This is a genomic window from Rhodococcus sp. 15-725-2-2b, assembly GCF_002259075.1.
Taxonomy (GTDB): Bacteria; Actinomycetota; Actinomycetes; order Mycobacteriales; family Mycobacteriaceae; genus Rhodococcoides.
Map to the genome: position 1 here is coordinate 1 of NZ_NPFL01000011.1, position 17,661 is coordinate 17,661.

General features: G+C 66.6%; 15 protein-coding genes. 7 read left to right on the plus strand and 8 right to left on the minus strand.

Going from position 1 to position 17,661, the window contains the following annotated elements; genetic code table 11:
* On the minus strand, positions 1 to 1,075 hold a 1,075-nt coding region (locus CH306_RS13860), incomplete at its 3' end, for an Hsp70 family protein (protein WP_143546918.1).
* A 159-nt stretch (positions 1,076 to 1,234) separates the two neighbouring features.
* Here CH306_RS13860 and CH306_RS13865 point away from each other — a divergent pair.
* A complete protein-coding gene (locus tag CH306_RS13865; protein WP_143544359.1) occupies positions 1,235 to 4,480 on the plus strand; it encodes a BTAD domain-containing putative transcriptional regulator in 3,246 nt (1,081 codons plus the stop codon).
* On the opposite strand, the gene CH306_RS13870 is transcribed toward CH306_RS13865, so the two are convergent.
* From CH306_RS13870 to CH306_RS13880, 3 genes are all read right to left on the minus strand, one after another.
* Positions 4,477 to 5,310 carry an ABC transporter permease gene (locus CH306_RS13870; RefSeq protein ID WP_032393914.1) on the minus strand — a complete coding sequence of 278 codons (834 nt, stop codon included), beginning with the start codon at positions 5,308 to 5,310 and terminating at the stop codon, positions 4,477 to 4,479. The genes CH306_RS13865 and CH306_RS13870 overlap by 4 nt on opposite strands.
* Positions 5,307 to 6,260 carry an ATP-binding cassette domain-containing protein gene (locus CH306_RS13875; protein ID WP_235387000.1) on the minus strand — a complete coding sequence of 318 codons (954 nt, stop codon included), beginning with the start codon at positions 6,258 to 6,260 and terminating at the stop codon, positions 5,307 to 5,309. The genes CH306_RS13870 and CH306_RS13875 overlap by 4 nt, the downstream gene beginning before the upstream one ends.
* 68 nt (positions 6,261 to 6,328) lie before the next feature.
* Positions 6,329 to 7,108 (minus strand): PIG-L family deacetylase, encoded by a 780-nt coding sequence (locus CH306_RS13880; protein WP_045198964.1) that lies wholly within the window; start codon positions 7,106 to 7,108, stop codon positions 6,329 to 6,331.
* 86 nt (positions 7,109 to 7,194) lie between these two features.
* On the opposite strand from CH306_RS13880, the gene CH306_RS13885 reads away from it, so the two are divergent.
* Positions 7,195 to 8,847, plus strand: a complete 1,653-nt coding sequence (locus CH306_RS13885; RefSeq protein WP_373453490.1) for an alpha/beta hydrolase — start codon at positions 7,195 to 7,197, stop codon at positions 8,845 to 8,847.
* Positions 8,848 to 8,992: 145 nt separating this feature from the next.
* A complete protein-coding gene (locus tag CH306_RS13890) occupies positions 8,993 to 9,367 on the plus strand; it encodes a nuclear transport factor 2 family protein (protein ID WP_045198965.1) in 375 nt (124 codons plus the stop codon).
* 177 nt (positions 9,368 to 9,544) lie between these two features.
* Here the strand turns inward: CH306_RS13890 and menE are convergent, their stop codons facing one another.
* Complete coding sequence (gene menE, locus CH306_RS13895; protein WP_045201009.1) at positions 9,545 to 10,633, minus strand: o-succinylbenzoate--CoA ligase; 1,089 nt, start codon at positions 10,631 to 10,633, stop codon at positions 9,545 to 9,547.
* 147 nt (positions 10,634 to 10,780) lie between these two features.
* On the opposite strand from menE, the gene CH306_RS13900 reads away from it, so the two are divergent.
* Positions 10,781 to 12,130 (plus strand): hypothetical protein, encoded by a 1,350-nt coding sequence (locus tag CH306_RS13900; protein WP_045201011.1) that lies wholly within the window; start codon positions 10,781 to 10,783, stop codon positions 12,128 to 12,130.
* Between the two features lie 105 nt (positions 12,131 to 12,235).
* Complete coding sequence (locus tag CH306_RS13905) at positions 12,236 to 13,519, plus strand: sensor domain-containing phosphodiesterase (protein ID WP_256981160.1); 1,284 nt, start codon at positions 12,236 to 12,238, stop codon at positions 13,517 to 13,519.
* Here CH306_RS13905 and CH306_RS13910 read toward each other — a convergent pair.
* From CH306_RS13910 to CH306_RS13920, 3 genes are read right to left on the minus strand one after another with little or no spacing between them, the layout of a single operon-like run.
* Positions 13,516 to 13,896, minus strand: coding sequence for a VOC family protein (locus CH306_RS13910; protein WP_032393920.1), 381 nt, complete (start codon positions 13,894 to 13,896; stop codon positions 13,516 to 13,518). The genes CH306_RS13905 and CH306_RS13910 overlap by 4 nt on opposite strands.
* 48 nt (positions 13,897 to 13,944) lie before the next feature.
* Positions 13,945 to 15,066, minus strand: a complete 1,122-nt coding sequence (locus tag CH306_RS13915; RefSeq protein WP_256981161.1) for a GGDEF domain-containing protein — start codon at positions 15,064 to 15,066, stop codon at positions 13,945 to 13,947.
* 7 nt (positions 15,067 to 15,073) lie between these two features.
* The gene (locus CH306_RS13920; protein WP_032393921.1) at positions 15,074 to 15,967 is read right to left on the minus strand and encodes a 1,4-dihydroxy-2-naphthoyl-CoA synthase; all 894 of its coding nucleotides are present in this window, start codon (positions 15,965 to 15,967) and stop codon (positions 15,074 to 15,076) included.
* Between the two features lie 67 nt (positions 15,968 to 16,034).
* Here CH306_RS13920 and CH306_RS13925 point away from each other — a divergent pair, with 67 nt between their 5' ends.
* Together CH306_RS13925 and CH306_RS13930 are read left to right on the plus strand one after the other, a co-directional pair.
* Entirely contained in the window at positions 16,035 to 16,679 is a 645-nt protein-coding gene (locus CH306_RS13925; protein WP_094646906.1) for a PaaI family thioesterase, read from the plus strand.
* The gene (locus CH306_RS13930) at positions 16,676 to 17,647 is read left to right on the plus strand and encodes an o-succinylbenzoate synthase (RefSeq protein ID WP_094646907.1); all 972 of its coding nucleotides are present in this window, start codon (positions 16,676 to 16,678) and stop codon (positions 17,645 to 17,647) included. The genes CH306_RS13925 and CH306_RS13930 overlap by 4 nt, the downstream gene beginning before the upstream one ends.
* The last annotated feature ends 14 nt before the right edge of the window (positions 17,648 to 17,661 follow it).

The following is a 17,661-nucleotide window of genomic DNA, read 5'->3' on the forward strand; positions in this document are numbered from 1 at the left end:
GAGGTGGGATGTCGGGGGGCGGCGACGATGTGGGCGTCGTGGTCCTGGTGGCAGCGGGCGTCGTGGTCTGTGGAACCGATTCGCCGACGCTGGCGGGGGTGCTCAGTTGTTGATTCTCGTCGCTGGATCCGAGTGCGGTGAACAGTCCGATTGCGGCGATGACGCCCGCGATCGGCAGCGCGATCATGCCCAGTCGAGTCAGGGCGGGACGGTGCGAGACGACGGGCGGCACGTGGGTCGCGTCGACGTGGGTGGCGTGTACCGCGGCACCGCCGGCGATGACCAGTTCGGGCCGGTCCGGGACGACGACCGGCAGTTGCAGGAATCGTTCGAGGGTGGCCCGGACCAACGGGACGTTGGACGTGCCGCCGATGGCGATGACGGCGTCGGGATAGAACTCGGCCTCCAGGCCGAGCCTGCGCACCGTCTCGGCGGCCTGTTCGGTGGAGCGTGCGATGGACAACTCGAAGATGTGCCGTTCGAGGAGAATGTGCTCGCCATCGGGTGTGCTGGTGGTCAGGTGCGAGGACAGAGCTTCCTTGATTCCGCGGCAGAAGGCCGTCAGCGCGCTGTCCTCGTCGGGAGAGTGGGGCGGACGCACTATGCCGAGTCCGAGTATGTGTTCACGGACCACTGAGTCGAAGGAGGCACCGCTCATGGCGGTGGTCCGCGCCGAACCGTAGGAGCGGCCGGTTTCGACGTCAACGATGTCGACGTCGACTCCGGACTCGCCTGCGTCGAACAGCGCGATCGTTCTATGGTGGGAGGGAAGCCCTGGGCGCAGGTACTCCATTGCCGCGCCGGTTCTGTCGATGAGATGGACGTCGGAGACGTACTCCTCGGCCAGCGCGTCGGCGATCCCGGTACGTTCCGCGGGGGTGCGATAGGCGACGCCCAGGGATTGGGGCGCGTCCGGGCTGTCGACGATGCCGCGCACGACGCGGGCGACGTCCGCGGCGGTGGGGGAGAGCTGCCAGTCGTCGAACGGGGTGCCGTCGGTCCATGCGCCGTCTTCGGTGGTCCGAGCCGTGCGAATGCCGCACGTGCCGAGGGACACACCCACTGACGAACGCATCGCTTCTCCGGCCTCTCCATTTCGGTGACGGTGTCCAGGTCTGACGTACTCGCCCTCGTGACAGGCGACGTGGACACTGTACCGTCTCACGGTTTGGTTAGAGGCTCGAAACAATCCGAACGTCAGGTCGAAGGGGTCGCGTCATCGGCCTACGATCTGGTGGCAGTGCCCATCGATATCGCGCATCCTCGGACGAAGGACCTCACGACCGACCTCCCGGTGGTGGGGATCCTCGGCGTCGTCGCGACCCGAATCGACAGCGAACTGGTTCCGGTACCGGGTGTGCGGGCGCAGGCCCTGTTGGTGGCCTTGGCGCTGTCACCGGGGCGGATACGGTCGGCACAGGCCCTCATCGACGAGGTGTGGCCGGGCGAGCCTCCCCGTTCGCCGAAGAACGCTCTGCAGACGCAGATCTCTCGGCTGCGGTCGGTGTTGCCCGCAGGTGTTCTCGAGAGCTACCGCGGTGGCTATCGGTTGGCGCTGGGCAGCGACGACACCGACCTCGGACGCGCCCGCGTCCTCACGCGGGCCGCGGAGGGTCGACTCGCAGCTTCGCAGTGGCAGGACGCCCTCGACGGTGTGCTCGACGCCTCTGGCCTGTGGCGAGGGGAGCCGGCGGAACCGGTCCGGGCGCAGGCCGAACTGCTCGAGGTCACGCTGAGGTCCGTCCAGATCTCGGCGTTGCTCGGGTTGCGCCGTTTCGACGACGCCATTCCGTTCGCGCGGGCGCGAGTCGCCGCGGACCCGACCGACGAGCTCGCCACCGCCGACCTGATGCGTGCACTGCACGGCGCGGGCAGATCCAACGATGCCCTCTCGGTGTTCGCGGCACTGCGATCCGAACTCGCCGACCGTCTGGGAACGGACCCCTCGCCGGCCGTGACCGCGTTGAACACCGAGATTCTGGGGCACACCGCGCCGAAGATGCTGCAGACCATCGGTCTGCGCGCCGCACCGAACGCACTGATCGGACGAGGCGAGGACCTCGACGCGATCGAGGTACTGCTCGGCAGTTCTCGCGTCACCACTGTCCTCGGACCCGGCGGCGCGGGTAAGACGCGGATCGCACACGAACTCGGTCGCCGCGCCGGTGCCCACATGTCGGTGGCTTTCGTCGAACTGGCATCGCTGCGCAGCGAAGAGGACGTCGCGTCGGCGATCGGAGCGACCCTGGGGCTCACCGAGGCCGACATCAAGGTCGGTGGCCTCCCGGTCACCCGGGTCCATTCGATTCGGGAACGACTGGTCGACGTCTTCTCGTCGCGGCGGGGATTGCTGATTCTCGACAATTGCGAGCACGTGATCGACGAGGTCGCGGTGGTGGTCGACGCCCTGGTGGCGTCGTCCGACGCGGTGACGGTGCTGGCGACGTCACGTTCCCCGATGGGGATCACGGCCGAGTCGGTCTTCCCGCTACCGTCGTTGGGTGTCGTCGGCTCGAATTCGCCTGCGACGGAACTGTTCTGCGTCAGGGCCCGGGCGGTCCGGCCGTCGGCGCGCCTCGAACCCGACGCGGTGAACCGATTGTGCCGCACCTTGGACGGACTGCCGTTGGCGATCGAACTGGCTGCGGCGCGGGTCAAGTCGATGAGCGTCGAGGAGATCGACGCGAGGCTCGATCATCGCTTCACGCTTCTGAAATCGGCGGATCGAACCAGGCCGGAACGGCATCGGACGTTGCACGCCGTCATCGACTGGAGTTGGAATCTGCTCGACGCCTCCGAACAAGCGGCCTTGCGTCGATTGTGCCGGTTCCCGGCGGGATTCGATCTCGACGCGGCGAGGCAGGTGGCGCAATGGGCTGCGGTGGAGGATATTTCGGCTGCGCTCGACGGTCTGGTCGATCAGTCCATGCTCAGCGTGGTCGAATCGCCGACCGGAATTCGGTACCACATGCTCGAGACCGTCCGCGAGTACGGCGAGGAGCAGCTCGACGCCAGTGGCGAGGCCGAAACCGTCGCAGCTCGACTGCGGGAGTGGTCTGCGTCCGTCGCCGTTCGGGTGTCCGCGGGCTACTCGGGTGGGCGTCCGGCCGAGATGGTCGCCCTGATGGAGGCCGAACACGACAACCTGCTGTCGGTGATGAGACATTCTTTTGCGCAACAGTTTTCGGACCACGTGTGTACCTTGTTCTCGGTACTGGGCTACTTCTGGGCCATGCGTGGGGCGCATTCGGAGGTGCTCAACTGGGCAGACAGAGTGATGAGCAGCATGCGTGGCGGGATGGGCGGCACGCCCGACGACAATGCCGTGATGGCTCTGCTGGTGCTGGCAGCCCACTTCGCCTACGGCGGGAATCTACGTCGGGTAGCGCGCATTCGCACAGATCTCCGGCACTTGCTGAACAGTCGGTCAGCGGTGTCGCCGGGGTTGCGCTTCGACTCGGAGGTTGTGGTCCACCACGCCGGGGGTCGAGGCCTGGCCCGAAAACTGGCCCGTGCCGTCCGATCCGAGCACGACGACGTTCGCTGCAACGCGTACGTCGTTCGCTCGATGATGGCGCAGAACTCGGGTCGCCTGTACGAGTCGATCCGAGACGCGGAGCAGGCGCTCGCCATCGCGCGCCGTCGAGGCGATCTGTGGGCCGTCGGCTCGACGTCGCAGACGCTGGCGAGCTCGTACGGGCTCTCGGGTGACTACTCCCGGGCTGTGGAGTACTACCGAACCTCGGCCGACGTCATGTGGGAGCTGCACGCGTTCGAGGAGAGTATGCAGACGCGCGCTTTTCTGGCGATGGCGTTGATCGGAGCCGGTCGCGTGGACGAGGGACGCGAACTGATCGACGAGTTGGAGGCCGCGGCGCAGGGACAGGAGTTCACCCTCGATCCACCCTCGGGCGACGACGTCGGTGCCCGCTGGGATCACGCTCAGCAGCGGTCGAATTCAGCGTCGCTGACGGCGGTGCGGGCGGCGGCGGATCTCGAGGACGGTGCCGTCGAGCAGGGTCTCGGGGGTCTTCGTGCGGCGTTGGCGTTGGGCGGGTGGCCGTCCGAGGATCCGAGCGATCCGTTCATGACGATTCTGGTGTGTGCGGCTGTCGGTGCGCACGTTCTGCACGGGCGCGCCGAGGACATGGACGACGCGGTGGCTGCGTTGACACGCAAGCCGTGGAATATGTTGGTACCGGGCGGTTTCTACGACGTTCCGATGCTCGGCGCAGTGGCGTGTGCGGTGGGTTCGTTCGAGATTCACCGCGGAAACCGGGCCGTGGGGGTGGAGTTGCTGGCGGTGTCGAGCAGGGCGGTGGGTCGGCAGGACTTTCCGTCGATGCGGATCGATCGACATGTGCGTGCGGCCCGAGCGGTTGCCGGTGACCGTGCGGTCGATGCCGGGCTCGCTCGGGCCGCTGTATTCACCAGAAACGGTGCGCTGCGCGAGATTCTGCGGTTGCTTCCACTCGTCTAGGCCTTGCGCATGTACATGCGGACGGTCAGTGGGGCGAAGATCGCGACGATGACGGCACCGCCGACGAGGGAGTACACGACGTGAATTCCGAAGTGCCCGTTGTTCGCCAGCTCACGAACGGCCGTCACCAGGTGCGAGACGGGGTTGACGTCGGCGAAGGCGCGCAACCAGCTCGGCATGGTGCTGGTGTCGACGAAGGCGTTGGACAGGAACGTCAGTGGGAACAACACCAGCATCGAGATGCCCTGAACCGATGAGGCTTTGCTCATCAGGGTGCCCAGCAGTGCGAAGATCCAACTGATCGCCCATGCACAGAACATCACCAGCAGCACGGCTCCGAGGAGACCGAGTGCTCCGCCCGCCGGGTGGTAGCCCATCGCGAAGCCGGTGGCGAAGCAGACCACGGCGGCGATCAGGTAGCGGATGACATCGGCCATCAATGCTCCTGCGAGCGGGGAGATTCGAGCGATCGGGAGTGATCGGAAGCGGTCGAAGACGCCCTTGTCCATGTCTTCTCGCAGCTGGGTGCCGGTGACGACGGACCCGGTGATGACCGTCTGGACCAGGATTCCCGGCACGATCATCGGCAGGTACGAGGTGACGTCGCCCGCAACCGCACCGCCGAAGATGTAGCTGAACATCAGGGTGAAGATGACCGGCAGCAGCACCACGTCGGTGAGCTGTTCCGGATTGTGGCGGAGTTTGAGCAGCCCGCGGTATCCCATGGTGATCGACTGGGTGACGGTGCGGGCCAGACCGATGTGGCGCACGACCGGTCGGTCGGCGGGGTCGATGTATGTCGAAGACCGTCGGGTGAGTGTGGTGGTCATGCTGCGTCCTCGTCTGCGCTCTTGCCGGTGAGAGTCAGGAAGACCTCGTCCAGGCTGGGTTTGGTGACGGTGATCTCGCCGACCTCGATGCCGAAGTCGCGCAAGCGAATCAAGATGTCCGGGGTCATCGACGTGTCCGTCATCGGTGCGGTCAGTCGAGCGGACTCGGGGCTGACCGACACATCTGTGCCCAGTTGCGTCGCGACGAGCGCTCGGGCGTCGTCGATCCGGTGTCGGTCCGTGAGGGTCAGAGACAGTGCGGAGGTGCCTACCGACGACTTGAGCCCGTCGGCGGTGTTCTCGGCGATGACACGACCGTGGTCGATCACCGCGATTCGATCGCACAGTTGGTCGGCCTCGTCGAGGTACTGGGTGGTGAGCAGGACGGTCGAGCCCTCGGCGACGAGTCGACGGATGGTGTCCCACATCTGCGCTCGCGTGCGGGGGTCGAGGCCGGTGGTCGGCTCGTCGAGGAACAGCAGCGGCGGAGCCGAGATCAGGCTCGCGGCCAGATCGAGGCGTCGACGCATCCCACCGGAGAACATCTTCAACGGTCGGTGTGCCGCTTCGGTCAGCCCGAATTCCTCGAGGAGTTCGACGGCTTTGGCTTTGCTCTCGCGGCGGCCGAGTCCGAGCAGCCGGGAGAAGACGACGAGATTCTCGGTTGCGGTGAGGTCCTCGTCGACCGAGGCGTACTGGCCGGTGACACCGACGAGAGACCGGACGGCGGTGGCGTCGGCGACGACATCGTGGCCGAAGATGCGGGCCGAGCCGCCGTCGGGTCGCAGGAGGGTGGCGAGCATGCGGACCGTCGTGGTCTTGCCCGCGCCGTTGGGGCCGAGGACGCCGTAGACCGCCCCGGTGGGAACGGTCAGGCCGACGCCGTCGACGGCGCGTTGCTTACCGAATGTCTTGACGAGGTTCTGGGCCTCGATTGCTGGTGTGGTCATGGGGCCAACCATCGCCCCGGGCGCTTGCACGACGCGTACGTCGCGCTTGCGTCCGCTGTCCGGCCGGGTCAGAGCGGGAGCGAGGTCTCCGTGAGCCCGACGCCGCCGGTGCCGCGGAGCTTTCTGAACCATTCGGTGCCGAACGTGGTGGCGAGGTCTTCCGGAGACATCTGCAGAAACGGTCCGAAGTCGCCGATCTGTGTTTCGTGGGCTTCCATCGCTGCCCGTTTGGCGTCCATTGCGCCGGACACGTCGACCACCGTCGTGATCTCGGTTTCCGGCAGACCGAAGGTTTCCAGGTCCGGCGGTGACGCTTCCTCGCCCCAGTGCGGATTGGCCTCCATCAGTCTGCGCATGTGATCGCGGTTGGTGGTGGTCTCGTACACGAAGCGAGTCTCGGCGATCTCGGTGGCGCGCTTGCCGACGACGTGAACCTGGATGTGGTCCGGGTGACCGTAGCCACCGTTCGGGTCGTAGATGGTGACGACGTCGGCCTTCTCTTCGAGCAGCACCTCGGCCAATCGCTGGGCCGCGGTGTCGACATCGACGTTGCAGAACGCGTCGGGGTTCGCGTTCTCTGCAGTGCCTGCCATACCGGAATCGGCATAGTGCAGCCGCACGATGCGGGCGACACCGAGAGCGGCCGCCGAACGATCGAGCTCGATGCGCCTGCGCTCGGCCAACGTCTCGCCCTCGGCGAGGATGCCGTCGGGATATTCGCCGAGGGCACCGTCGGTGGCGGTGACCAGGACGACGCGATGGCCGGCGTCGGCGGCGAGGCGCATCACCCCGCCGGTCCCGAACACCTCGTCGTCGGGATGTGCATGGAAGCAAACCAGGACACTCATGTCCTGAATGCTTGCACGTCGAAGCAGGTGCAGCCCAGTCGGCCGAGAAATACGATCAGGACGTGACCACACGGCGGTTGGCCCGGATCGGCTCCTTCTGGCAGGACTCGCGAGCGGATCGGTACTGCCGCGCGCTCCATCCCGTCGGCCTGTTGTTCGCCGTGGTGTTCTTCGCGCTGTCGATGACGCCGTCCCTGTTGCCCCGCGTCTGGTACCTGCAGGCGGTGGCCACCGGTATCAGTGTCGCGATCGGTTACGGCGTCGGCTGCCTGATCGCGTGGGTGGTTCGAACCTGCGGGGTGTCGCCGGACTGGTCCGAGCAGTGGCGTCGACGCGGGTGGTGGGCGTTGGCTGTTGCCGCGGCGGTGGCCGTTCCGTTGTTTCTGATCCTGGGATCGTGGTGGCAGCAGATCGTTCGCAAGCTCGTCGGTGTGGAGGACCCCGGCAGGCCGCTGTACGTCGCGGTACTGGTCGTCTCCCTGGTGGTGGCCGTTGCTGTCTTGGCGTTGGGTCGTCTGCTGCGGCGGGCTTCTCAGGCCTTGACGCGGTGGGGCAAGCAATACGTGCCGAAGCCGGTCGCACGGATCGCCAGCGTGATCGTCGTGGCCCTGTTGGTGGTGTTCGCGGTCAACGGCGCACTCGTTCGCGGCATCGTTGCGGTCGCGGAGCAGTCGGCCTCGACTGCGGACCGCGGCAACCACGACGGCGTCGAGAAGCCCACCGCGGCCGAACTGTCGGGTTCGGACGACTCGAACGAGGAGTGGGAATCCCTGGGGCAGGAGGGGCGACGCTTCGTCGTGTCCGGGGTATCACCGGACGAGATCAGTGAGTTCACCGGAAGGCCTGCGGTGCAACCGATCCGTGCCTACGCGGGCGTGGAGTCCGCGGACACCGTCGAAGGCGTCGCCGATCGGGTGGTGGCCGAGCTCGAACGCACCGGCGCATTCTCCCGCGCTGTACTGGGCGTCGCGACGACGACCGGACGCGGGTGGGTGAACGAAAACGTCGCTCGCCCTCTGGAATACCTGTACGACGGCAACTCGGCTATCGCGTCGATGCAGTACTCGTTTCTGCCGAGCCCGATGGCATTTCTGGCCGATCGGCAGTCTCCGCAGGACGCCGGACGAGCCCTCTTCGAGGCGGTGTACGAGGTGTGGAGCGAACTCCCCGAGGATGCGCGACCCAAGCTGGTGTTGTTCGGTGAAAGCCTCGGTGCCTACGGCGGACAGGACGCGTTCAGCGGCGCACAGGACATGATCGCGCGCATCGACGGTGCCCTGTGGGTCGGCAACCCGAACTTCACCCCGCAATGGGCACGCATCACGGCCGGACGCGACGCCGGTTCTCGCGAGATACTGCCCGTCGTCGACGGCGGCGAACACGTGCGCTTCGCCAGTTCGTCCGGTGACCTCGACATCGACGGACCGTGGGAAGAGCCGCGAATCGTGTACTGGCAGCATGCATCCGACCCGATCGTGTGGTGGTCACCGGACCTGATCCTGAACCGGCCCGACTGGTTACGCGAACCCCGCGGCACCGACGTCGACCCAGGAGTGCAGTGGTTTCCGTTCGTGACCTTCTGGCAGTTGACGTTCGATCAGGTCTTCTCCACCGACGTCGACGACGGACACGGCCACAGTTACGGAGCCGACGCCGTGAACATGTGGGCCGACATCCTCGAGCCGCCCGGCTGGTCCGACGCCGATGTGACGCGGTTGTACGAGAAAATGGCGGGCTGAGGCGTCGGGTGTTCGGTTTACCGCCCACCTCTGCCGCAAACGCGCGCGCGTTTGCCGAACGCGCGCAGGTTCGCCACCTGTTCGGTCACTGTTTCGCGCGCACCTGGCAATTGCGCGCGCATTCGTGCGTGAGACAGTGCATCCCATGCCGCCTGCCTCCGCCGGTCGACCCAGCGCTGACAACGACGTGTCGACGGTTCTCGACCTCGAACGAGAGCTGCAGACTGCCGAATGTCGACGCGACCGCGAGCGGCTTGCCCGTCTGCTCGCCGACGACTTCACCGAGGTCGGAGCGTCGGGCACGGTGTGGGACAAGTCGTCGATACTCGACATGCTCGGTAGCGAAGGCTCCGTCGAGATCGAGATGATCGAACCCGTCGGACGGGTGATCGGTCCAGATTATGTTCTGCTGCAGTGGATTTCGCGAACGTCGAAGATGCACGCCCGTAGAACCTCGCTGTGGCGGCGTACGAACACCGGATGGGAACTGGTGCACCATCAAGGCACGCCGCTCGAATGACCACCCCGGCGCAAACGCGCGCGCGTTTGCCGAACGCGCGCAAGTTCGCCGCCTGTTCGCCCACTATTGCGCGCGCACCTGACAACTGCGCGCGCGTGTGCGGTCGACCCGACGCCCCAGCGGCCGATCGAAGACCACCGCGCACAATTACAGTGCTCGACGAGAGTGCGCCGCAACTCAGAGTTTCTGCAGCACGGTGCGCAGTTCGGCCCTGTTCAGTTTTCCCGGACCTCGTGTGGGTAGTGAGTCGAGTAGATACAACTCGCGTGGTGCGGCGGTGATGTCGAGCGAGGCAGCAACGTGGGTGCGTAGGTCCGCCAATGTCACCGGAGCAGAGGCGACGACTGCGACCACCACTTTCTGGCCCAGTCGCTCGTCGGGCAATCCCACGACGGCGCATTCTCGTATTGCGGGGTGTGTTGCCAGTGCAGCCTCGACGACCTGCGGCACGACGGTCAGCCCGCCGGTCGAGATCGCTTCGTCGAGTCGTCCGGAGATGCTCAGGACCCCGTCGACGATGGTTCCGGCGTCGTCGGTGCGGAACCATCCGGGTTCGGCGAACGCCGGATGATCGGGTAGCCCGCGGTAGCCCGAGGCCACGGTCTTTCCACCCAGCACGACCCTGCCGTCGTCGATGCGTACGACGGTGCTGTGCAGTGGAACTCCGTCGTACACACAGCCGCCTGCCGTTTCGCTCATTCCGTAGGTCCGCACCAATCGGATGCCCGCGTCCTGTGCCTTCTCTCGCAGCGGTGCCGGTGTCGCGGCCCCGCCGAGGAGGACTGCGTCCAGTGAGGCGAGGGCCGCGATCGCTTCGGGGATCTCGAATGCCTTCAGCAATTGTCCGGGGACCAGTGAGGTGTAGCGCAGGGGTCCCGACATCAGGCCAACCGCGTCGATCAGAGCGGAGGGATCGAAACCTCTCGACACGTCCATCACGACGGGCGAGGTTCCGGCGAGCACACTGCGAAGCAGCACCTGCATTCCGGCGATGTGGTGTGCGGGCAACGCCAGCAGCCACGACCCCGGTCCGCCGAGTCGTTCCTCGGTGGCCGTCGCCGAGGCCACCAGTGCAGAAGCGGACAACATGGCTCCCTTGGGGACACCCGTCGTTCCCGAGGTCGCGACGACCAGGGCGACGCCGTCGTCGATGGGAGTCCCCGGTGCCAGCGCGTCGTGCAGGCGCTCGGTCTCACGCGGATCGTCGGTGGGCACGGGAAGCAGGGCCGGGCCGTCGCCTGCGAGCATGCGGCTCAGCCGCGGCATGATCTCCGCCGCCGCAGGCCCCGACGGAATGGATACGCTCTCGAGCACGGACTCGAGGCTAGTCGCACGGCTCGATCGCGGACGGGAGCACCTACGGGGTCCGCGGTTGTCACCCGAGATCGAGTCGCTGTGGAACAGTGGAACATCGTGAAGGGATCGGGCATGGACGACGCGGTGTGGGCAGCTCTGTCGTACTTCGATTCCGTCGATCCCGCGCTCGCCGCCGACGCGCGTCTGGGCTGGGACGGTCTGGTGGATGTGTCTCCGCCTGCGGGCCCGACGCAACATTCCGTACAGACCTATCTGTGGGTGTATCTGCGTCACGCGGCCGAGGGGCCCGATCGCGCGGTCGACATCGCACATGCCCTCGGTGACCTGCTCGACCGGCTCGGACGCGTCGGATACGCGGAGATCGCCCGAAGCGCCGTCACCGAGGAGCTGGTGCGAGCACCCGACGACGCCGCGTGGTTGCAGCACTATCGCGCCGCCACCGAACAGTCGGGCATCGGTGCCGTCGATACCGAGCTCGTCACCTGGCAGGACGCCCCGACCGGTGTCGAGCGGGCCATCGTGGAAAAGATCGGTGAGACGCTGGAAGTGGCGACCATCGCCGGCGAGTTCGAGCCGTCGAAGCCCGGTGGGCGACCGCTCGGCACCAACGCTCTGGCCATGCGTCGACGCGGCGTCACCGATGCCGTGCTGACCTCCGATCGAGGCAAGGACGACTCCGAGGCAGTTCTGCTCGAACAGCTGCTCGACCACCGCATCGAGTTGTGGAGCAACTACAGCGCTCCGCGGGCCGAGCTGTATCTGGGGCTGCGCGAGGCTCTGCACGAGGCCGCCGAGCCGGTGTACGGGTGTGTGCGCAGGCTCGAGAGTTTCATCGGATGCATCGGGGACGGCGTCGCGTTGACCGACGCCGGGTACCTGCCGGACGAGGTGGTGGCCGGCATCGCGAACACGGTGTTTCCTCCGGCCGAACGTCCGTTGTATGTCGGCCGCGAACTCGACACGGAGAAGGTACTGATCGTCCGACGCCTCCTGATGAGGGTGCGTCTGCTGCGTCGGTCCGCCGGGCGGTTGGTACCGACGGCCCGAACTCGGCAGCTCAGCTCCGACGGGCTGTGGCGCGTGCTCACCGCAGGCATCGTCGGCACCGAATATCACCCGGACACGATTGCCGCGGAGGTCGTTCTGGCTCGCATGATCGTCGGTCACGATGTCGCCGACGTGGAAGCGACGGCAGACGACCTGTCGCGTCTGCTGCGGGCCGAGGGGTGGACGCATTCCGGCGAGGAGCCTGCTGCCGAGCATGCCGAGCCGCTCGCTCGGACCCTGGTCGCCGAGTTGAGCGCCCTGGGGGCGTTCGAGTTGCCGGAACCGGCTCACGCGTCGGGGCCGCAGCCGTCCGGCTCGGTCGCGACTGACGAAGGCAAGCGACTCGCCGCGGCGGTGCTGCGGCATCGGCTGCTCCATACGCGCTATCCGTCGTTGTGACCGCTCTCGGATGGCCTATCGGTCGAAACTGCAGATGTGGCCCGGTTAAGCTCACCTGGATCCGGTTCCAGAACGGGCCCGGCGGTTCGTTGCGAGGTGATGCCGGTGGACGGTGAGGTCGCGGACACCGCGCGCTCTCGGTCTCGCCGGCAGAGCGACTCGGCTCGTCGATACCTCGATGTCGAGGCGACGACGCCCGCTCTGCGGTCGACGGTCGAATTCGCCGCACGCAGCGTCGGATTCGCCATCGCGCAGCTCAACGTGCTCGACGAAGACACTCAGTACACGCTGGTCAACGTCGGCGGACCGCCGGTGTCGACGGTCGTACGAGCCGACACCCTCTGCGACGACGTGGTGCGCTCCGGCGAACCCGCCGTCGTGGCGCACGGTCGCGTCCATGCCACCACCCGGCAGCGCGCCATCCTCGACGACAACGGCATCGCGTCCTACGCGTCGGTTCCGCTGCGCGGGCGCGAGGGCCTGGTGATCGGCACCCTCTGCCTGCTCGATCGCACGACGCGCTCGCTCTCGGGTGAGCAGATGCGCGAACTCGAACAGTTCGCGTCGGTGCTGGAGGAACAACTCGACCTGCATCGCCGCGTCGGATCGGGCGTCAGCCGGCTCGGGAGCGACAACGACATCGCCGACTCCATCGCCGACGGCCACATCGTCCCCTGGTTCCAATCGATCGTGGATCTGCGGACCGAGAAGATCGTCGGCTTCGAGGCCTTGGCGCGTTGGCATCACCCCACTCGCGGGATGGTGGTGCCTGCGGACTTCGTGCCGTTCGCCGAAGCCAGTGAACTGATCATCGACGTCGACCTCAGTGTGCTCGCGCAGGCCGCGGTCGAAATGAAGAAGTGGCACGTCCATCGTCCGGACCTGCGGCTGACCGTCAACATCTCGGGACGCCACCTGGCCCATCCCGACGGGGTCAGTCAGTTGCAGCGCGCCATCGCGTCCTCCGGTGTGTCGCCGTCGTCGATCTCGCTCGAGCTCACCGAGACCACCGCCGTGACGCCGGGGCCGTTGCTGCGCAGGCACATCGACGACGTGCATCGGCTCGGCTTCAGGGTGCTGCTCGACGATTTCGGTTCGGGCTGGTCCTCACTCGAACGGCTGGTGACCCTTCAGCCCGACGGCATCAAGATCGACGGGCACCTGACGCGATTCGTCGACACCGTGGCCGGACGGGCGATGATCAGGTCGTTGGCCGGAGTGGCGAAGGATCTCGATCTGACGATGATCGTCGAGGGCATCGAGAGTCGCGAACAGGCCGACGCTGTGCTCGAACTCGGCTGCACTCTGGCTCAGGGGTATCTGTGGTCGAGGCCGCAGTCGGCAACGGCGGTGCTGCGCGCGATCGCCGACGACGCGTCGACGGGCTAGCGGTTGTCCTTTCGCAGCGGATGATCCTGCGGGATCTGCACCAGCACGATGGGAATCGCGTCCGGATCCTCGATCCACATCTCGATCAGGCCCCACGGCTCGGTGCGTGCCTCACGCACGATCTCGATCCCGGCGGCCGTCAATTCCTCTGTAGCAGAGGCGATATCGCGTACCTGCAACCACAGCGCGCCGGAGAACGAACCCGATTCGTCGCCGCGATGATGCGCAGCGATCTCGAGCAGACCCTGACCCGCGAAGAACACCGTTCCGCCGGGGTATTCGCGACACACTGCCAACGACAGACCGTCACGGTAGAACGCGAGTGTCCTCTCGTAGTCGACGGGTCGCAGAATTGTCCGAGAAGCGAGGATGTCCACCCCGCATGGATACCACGGTCACCCGAGGTGGTTCCGCAGGCTCCACTCTCACAGTTCGGTCGTCGCGATTCGGTTACCGCCGGCAGCCTTCGCCTCGTACATCATCGTATCCGCCATCCGCGTTGCCCGTGTCACGACGTCGATGTTCTGATCCCACACCGGTGAACCCGCGTGCACGATCGCAGCCCCCACGCTGACCGTCACCGCAATCGGATCCTCGGGATCGCGCAGTGCTCGGCGCACCCCGTGGACCAGCGCGTCGATGTGGAGGCGGGACGTCGAGACGACGGCGAGGTACTCCTCCCCGCCGGTACGCGCGACCACACCGTATTCGCCCAGATGTGCGAGTAGACGCTGGGCGACGCGCAGAATGACCGCGTCGCCTTCCTCGTGCCCGTACAGATCGTTCACCGATTTGAACCGGTCGATGTCGATCATCACTGCCGCCGAGCACCGATCCTTCTCTCGGCCGCGTGGCCACACATCGTCGATGGCAGCGTCGAGACCGCGACGATTGGCCAGGCCGGTCAACGGATCGAGCAACGAACGACGCGCATCGTCGGTCAGGATGGTGATCAACAGATGCGAGACGAGCGGAACTGCGGCGATCGTGAGCAGCACGACGTTCGTCCGGAAGATCAGTGATGCGATGTCCACCTCCCCGCGGGAGTACGTCGCTGCGGCGGCAACGAGGGTGCATGTCACCGCGAACACCAGGTGCGCCAGCAGCCAGCGGGGGCTGAGGCAGAACGTGCAGAACGTTCCGATCACGGCGAACAGCGTGCACGTCAGCAGGGCGTCCGTGAGCGGGTTGATCCACAGCGTCGACGCCGTCCCCAGATCGGCGAAGACCGCAAAGGCCACCACCCCGAGCCGGCCGGGAAACGGTCTGATGATCCAGGCCGCGCTGACGGCCACGACCATGACGATCAGAGCCGATTTCCAGGCGATGGCGAGCGGGCTGCGTGTGGTGTCCTCGGAGAACAACGACACCACCGCCAGCACACCGAAATTGAGCGTCAGGCATGCCAACACCCACCGGATGATTCTTCCGGCGGGCCGGGAGTTCTGGAAGTCCGCCATCCAGCGATAGTCGTAGGGCTGGGTGAACCAGGCTCGCAGAGCGCCCGCAGCACTGTGGTGGTTTCGGCGGTTCGACGTCGAAATCACCGGTAGGTCAGAAGTATCGGGGGAACGGCGACCAGTCGGGCTCGCGCTTGTCGAGGAACGCGTCGCGACCCTCCACGGCCTCGTCGGTCATGTAGGCCAGGCGGGTGGCTTCACCGGCGAACAGTTGCTGACCCACCAGGCCGTCGTCCTGCAGGTTGAAGGCGTACTTCAGCATTCGTTGTGCCTGAGGTGATTTCGCGTTGATCTTGGCAGCCCACTCGATCGCGGTGTTCTCGAGCTCGTCGTGATCGACCACCTTGTTCACTGCGCCCATCCGGTGCATCTCCTCGGCCGAGTACGTCTCGCCGAGAAAGAATATCTCGCGGGCGAACTTCTGACCGACCATCTTCGCCAGATACGCACTACCGTAACCACCGTCGAAGCTGCCGACGTCCGCATCGGTCTGCTTGAACCGGGCATGCTCGCGGCTCGCGAGAGTCAGATCGCACACCACGTGCAGGCTGTGCCCGCCTCCTGCCGCCCAGCCGTTGACCAGGCAGATGACCACCTTGGGCATGAAGCGAATGAGGCGCTGCACCTCGAGGATGTGCAGGCGTCCGGCGCGGGCCTTGTCGACGGTGTCGGCCGTCTCCCCGTCGGCGTACTGGTAACCACTGCGACCGCGAATGCGCTGATCGCCACCGGAGCAGAACGCCCAGCCGCCGTCCTTGCTGCTCGGACCGTTGCCGGTGAGCAGCACCGTTCCCACGTCGGAGCTCACCCGTGCATGCTCGAGGGCGCGGTAGAGCTCGTCGACGGTGTGCGGCCGGAAAGCGTTGCGAATGTCGGGCCGATCGAACGCAACTCGCACGGTCGCGTCGGACACGTGGCGGTGGTACGTGATGTCGGTCAGGTCTTCGAAGCCGGGAACGGGACGCCACAGTGCGGGAGTGAAGGTCACGGGCGCCAGCTTAACGGTGGCTGGGGTTGACTCCGTGCCGAACGGTCGGTGCAGCTAGCGTGCAGTCATGACCGACCCGATCGAGCTCGACCGAGATTCCGACCCCGAATACGACCACCACGGCGGCTTCCCGCGTTTCGTGCCGGCGAAGGTGGGCCCGGAGTACGGGCAGTTGCTCGAGGCGCTGCGCACGGTGCAGGATCTCGCGGTGTCCACCTCGTCGCCTGCCGACGTGACCGCGGCGGCAGCGGACAAGGCCAGGGAACTGATCGAGCTGTTGAGTCCGCACGTGGTGGCCGAGGGGCGACAGACCGCCGGACGAGTTCCTCGGCTGCCCGGTCGCGGTTCGCTGCTGTTGCTGCCGTGGATCATCGAGAAGATCGACGCCGAGGGCGTGCGCAGCAGAGGCATGTTCCGTCGTTTCCACCTCGGTGGTAACTCCGCCGCGCACGGCGGCACTTTGCCGCTGCTGTTCGACGACCTCTTCGGCCTGATCCAGCACGCCTACGGCAGGCCCATCAGCCGGACGGCGTACCTGCACATCAACTACCGCAAGGTGACGCCGCTGAACACCGAGCTGGTCGTCGAGGGCGCGGTGGATCGGGTCGAGGGGCGCAAGACGTTCATCAACGCTCGGCTCACCGATCTCGACGGCACCCTGTTGGCCGACTGCGAGGCGTTGATGGTGCAGTTGCTCCCGGGGCAGCAATGATCCCCCCGATCGACGACATTCTGGACGGCGCGCACGTGCTCTCGATGCCCATGCGGACCAAGTTCCGCGGCATCACCACCCGCGAGGTGATGCTCGTTCGTGGGCCGGCCGGGTGGGGTGAATTCTCACCGTTCCCCGAATACGACGACGTCGAGTCGGCACCCTGGTTGGCGTCGGCGATCGAGGCAGCGTGGGACGGCCCGCCGAGCCCACTGCGTCGACGCATCCCGGTGAATGCGACGGTCCCCGCCGTGGCGGCCTCGGAGGTGGCATCGGTGCTGAGCCGATCTCCCGGGGCCGAGACCGCCAAGGTGAAGGTGGCCGAGAAGGGGCAGACGCTCGCCGACGACGTCGCCCGGGTCCGCGCGGTGCGCGAGCTGGTCCCGCGGGTTCGCGTCGACGCCAACGGAGGCTGGACCGTCGACGAGGCGGTAGCGGCGCTGACGGCCCTGACCGCCGACGGTCCGCTCGAGTACGCCGAGCAGCCGTGCGCCACCGTTGCCGAACTCGTCGAACTTCGTCGCCGGGCTCCAGGAGTTCGCGTGGCAGCGGACGAGAGCATTCGCCGAGCCGAGGATCCGATGAAGGTCGTCCGGGCAGGCGGAGCCGACATCGCGGTGCTCAAGGTCGCCCCGCTCGGTGGGATGCGCGCGGTGCTCGAGCTGGCCGGCGAGCTGGGGGAGTACGGCGTTCCGGTGGTGGTGTCGAGTGCTCTGGATTCGGCGGTGGGAATCTCGGCCGGTCTGGCCGCTGCCGCGGCGTTGCCGCACCTCGAATTCGCCTGCGGTCTGGGAACGGGCGCACTGTTCGTTCGAGACGTCGCACCTGCGCCGGAGGTGGTCGACGGAACGTACCCCGTCGGCAGCCTCGAACCCGACGCCCAGGCGCTGATCGAGCTCGATGCCGATGCCGATCGCACGCAGTGGTGGATCGAGCGAGTTCGGCGTTGCCACGCCCTTCTGCGGTAGTGTTGCGGCCGGTC

Bases quoted from the DNA above. Each gene is read 5' to 3' on its own strand.
- CH306_RS13870 (WP_032393914.1), bottom strand. From the start codon at position 5,310: ATGACCACCACACTCACCCGACGGTCTTCGACATACATCGACCCCGCC.
- CH306_RS13875 (WP_235387000.1), bottom strand. From the start codon at position 6,260: ATGACCACACCAGCAATCGAGGCCCAGAACCTCGTCAAGACATTCGGT.
- CH306_RS13880 (WP_045198964.1), bottom strand. From the start codon at position 7,108: ATGAGTGTCCTGGTTTGCTTCCATGCACATCCCGACGACGAGGTGTTC.
- CH306_RS13890 (WP_045198965.1), top strand. From the start codon at position 8,993: ATGCCGCCTGCCTCCGCCGGTCGACCCAGCGCTGACAACGACGTGTCG.
- menE (WP_045201009.1), bottom strand. From the start codon at position 10,633: ATGCCGCGGCTGAGCCGCATGCTCGCAGGCGACGGCCCGGCCCTGCTT.
- CH306_RS13925 (WP_094646906.1), top strand. From the start codon at position 16,035: ATGACCGACCCGATCGAGCTCGACCGAGATTCCGACCCCGAATACGAC.
- CH306_RS13930 (WP_094646907.1), top strand. From the start codon at position 16,676: ATGATCCCCCCGATCGACGACATTCTGGACGGCGCGCACGTGCTCTCG.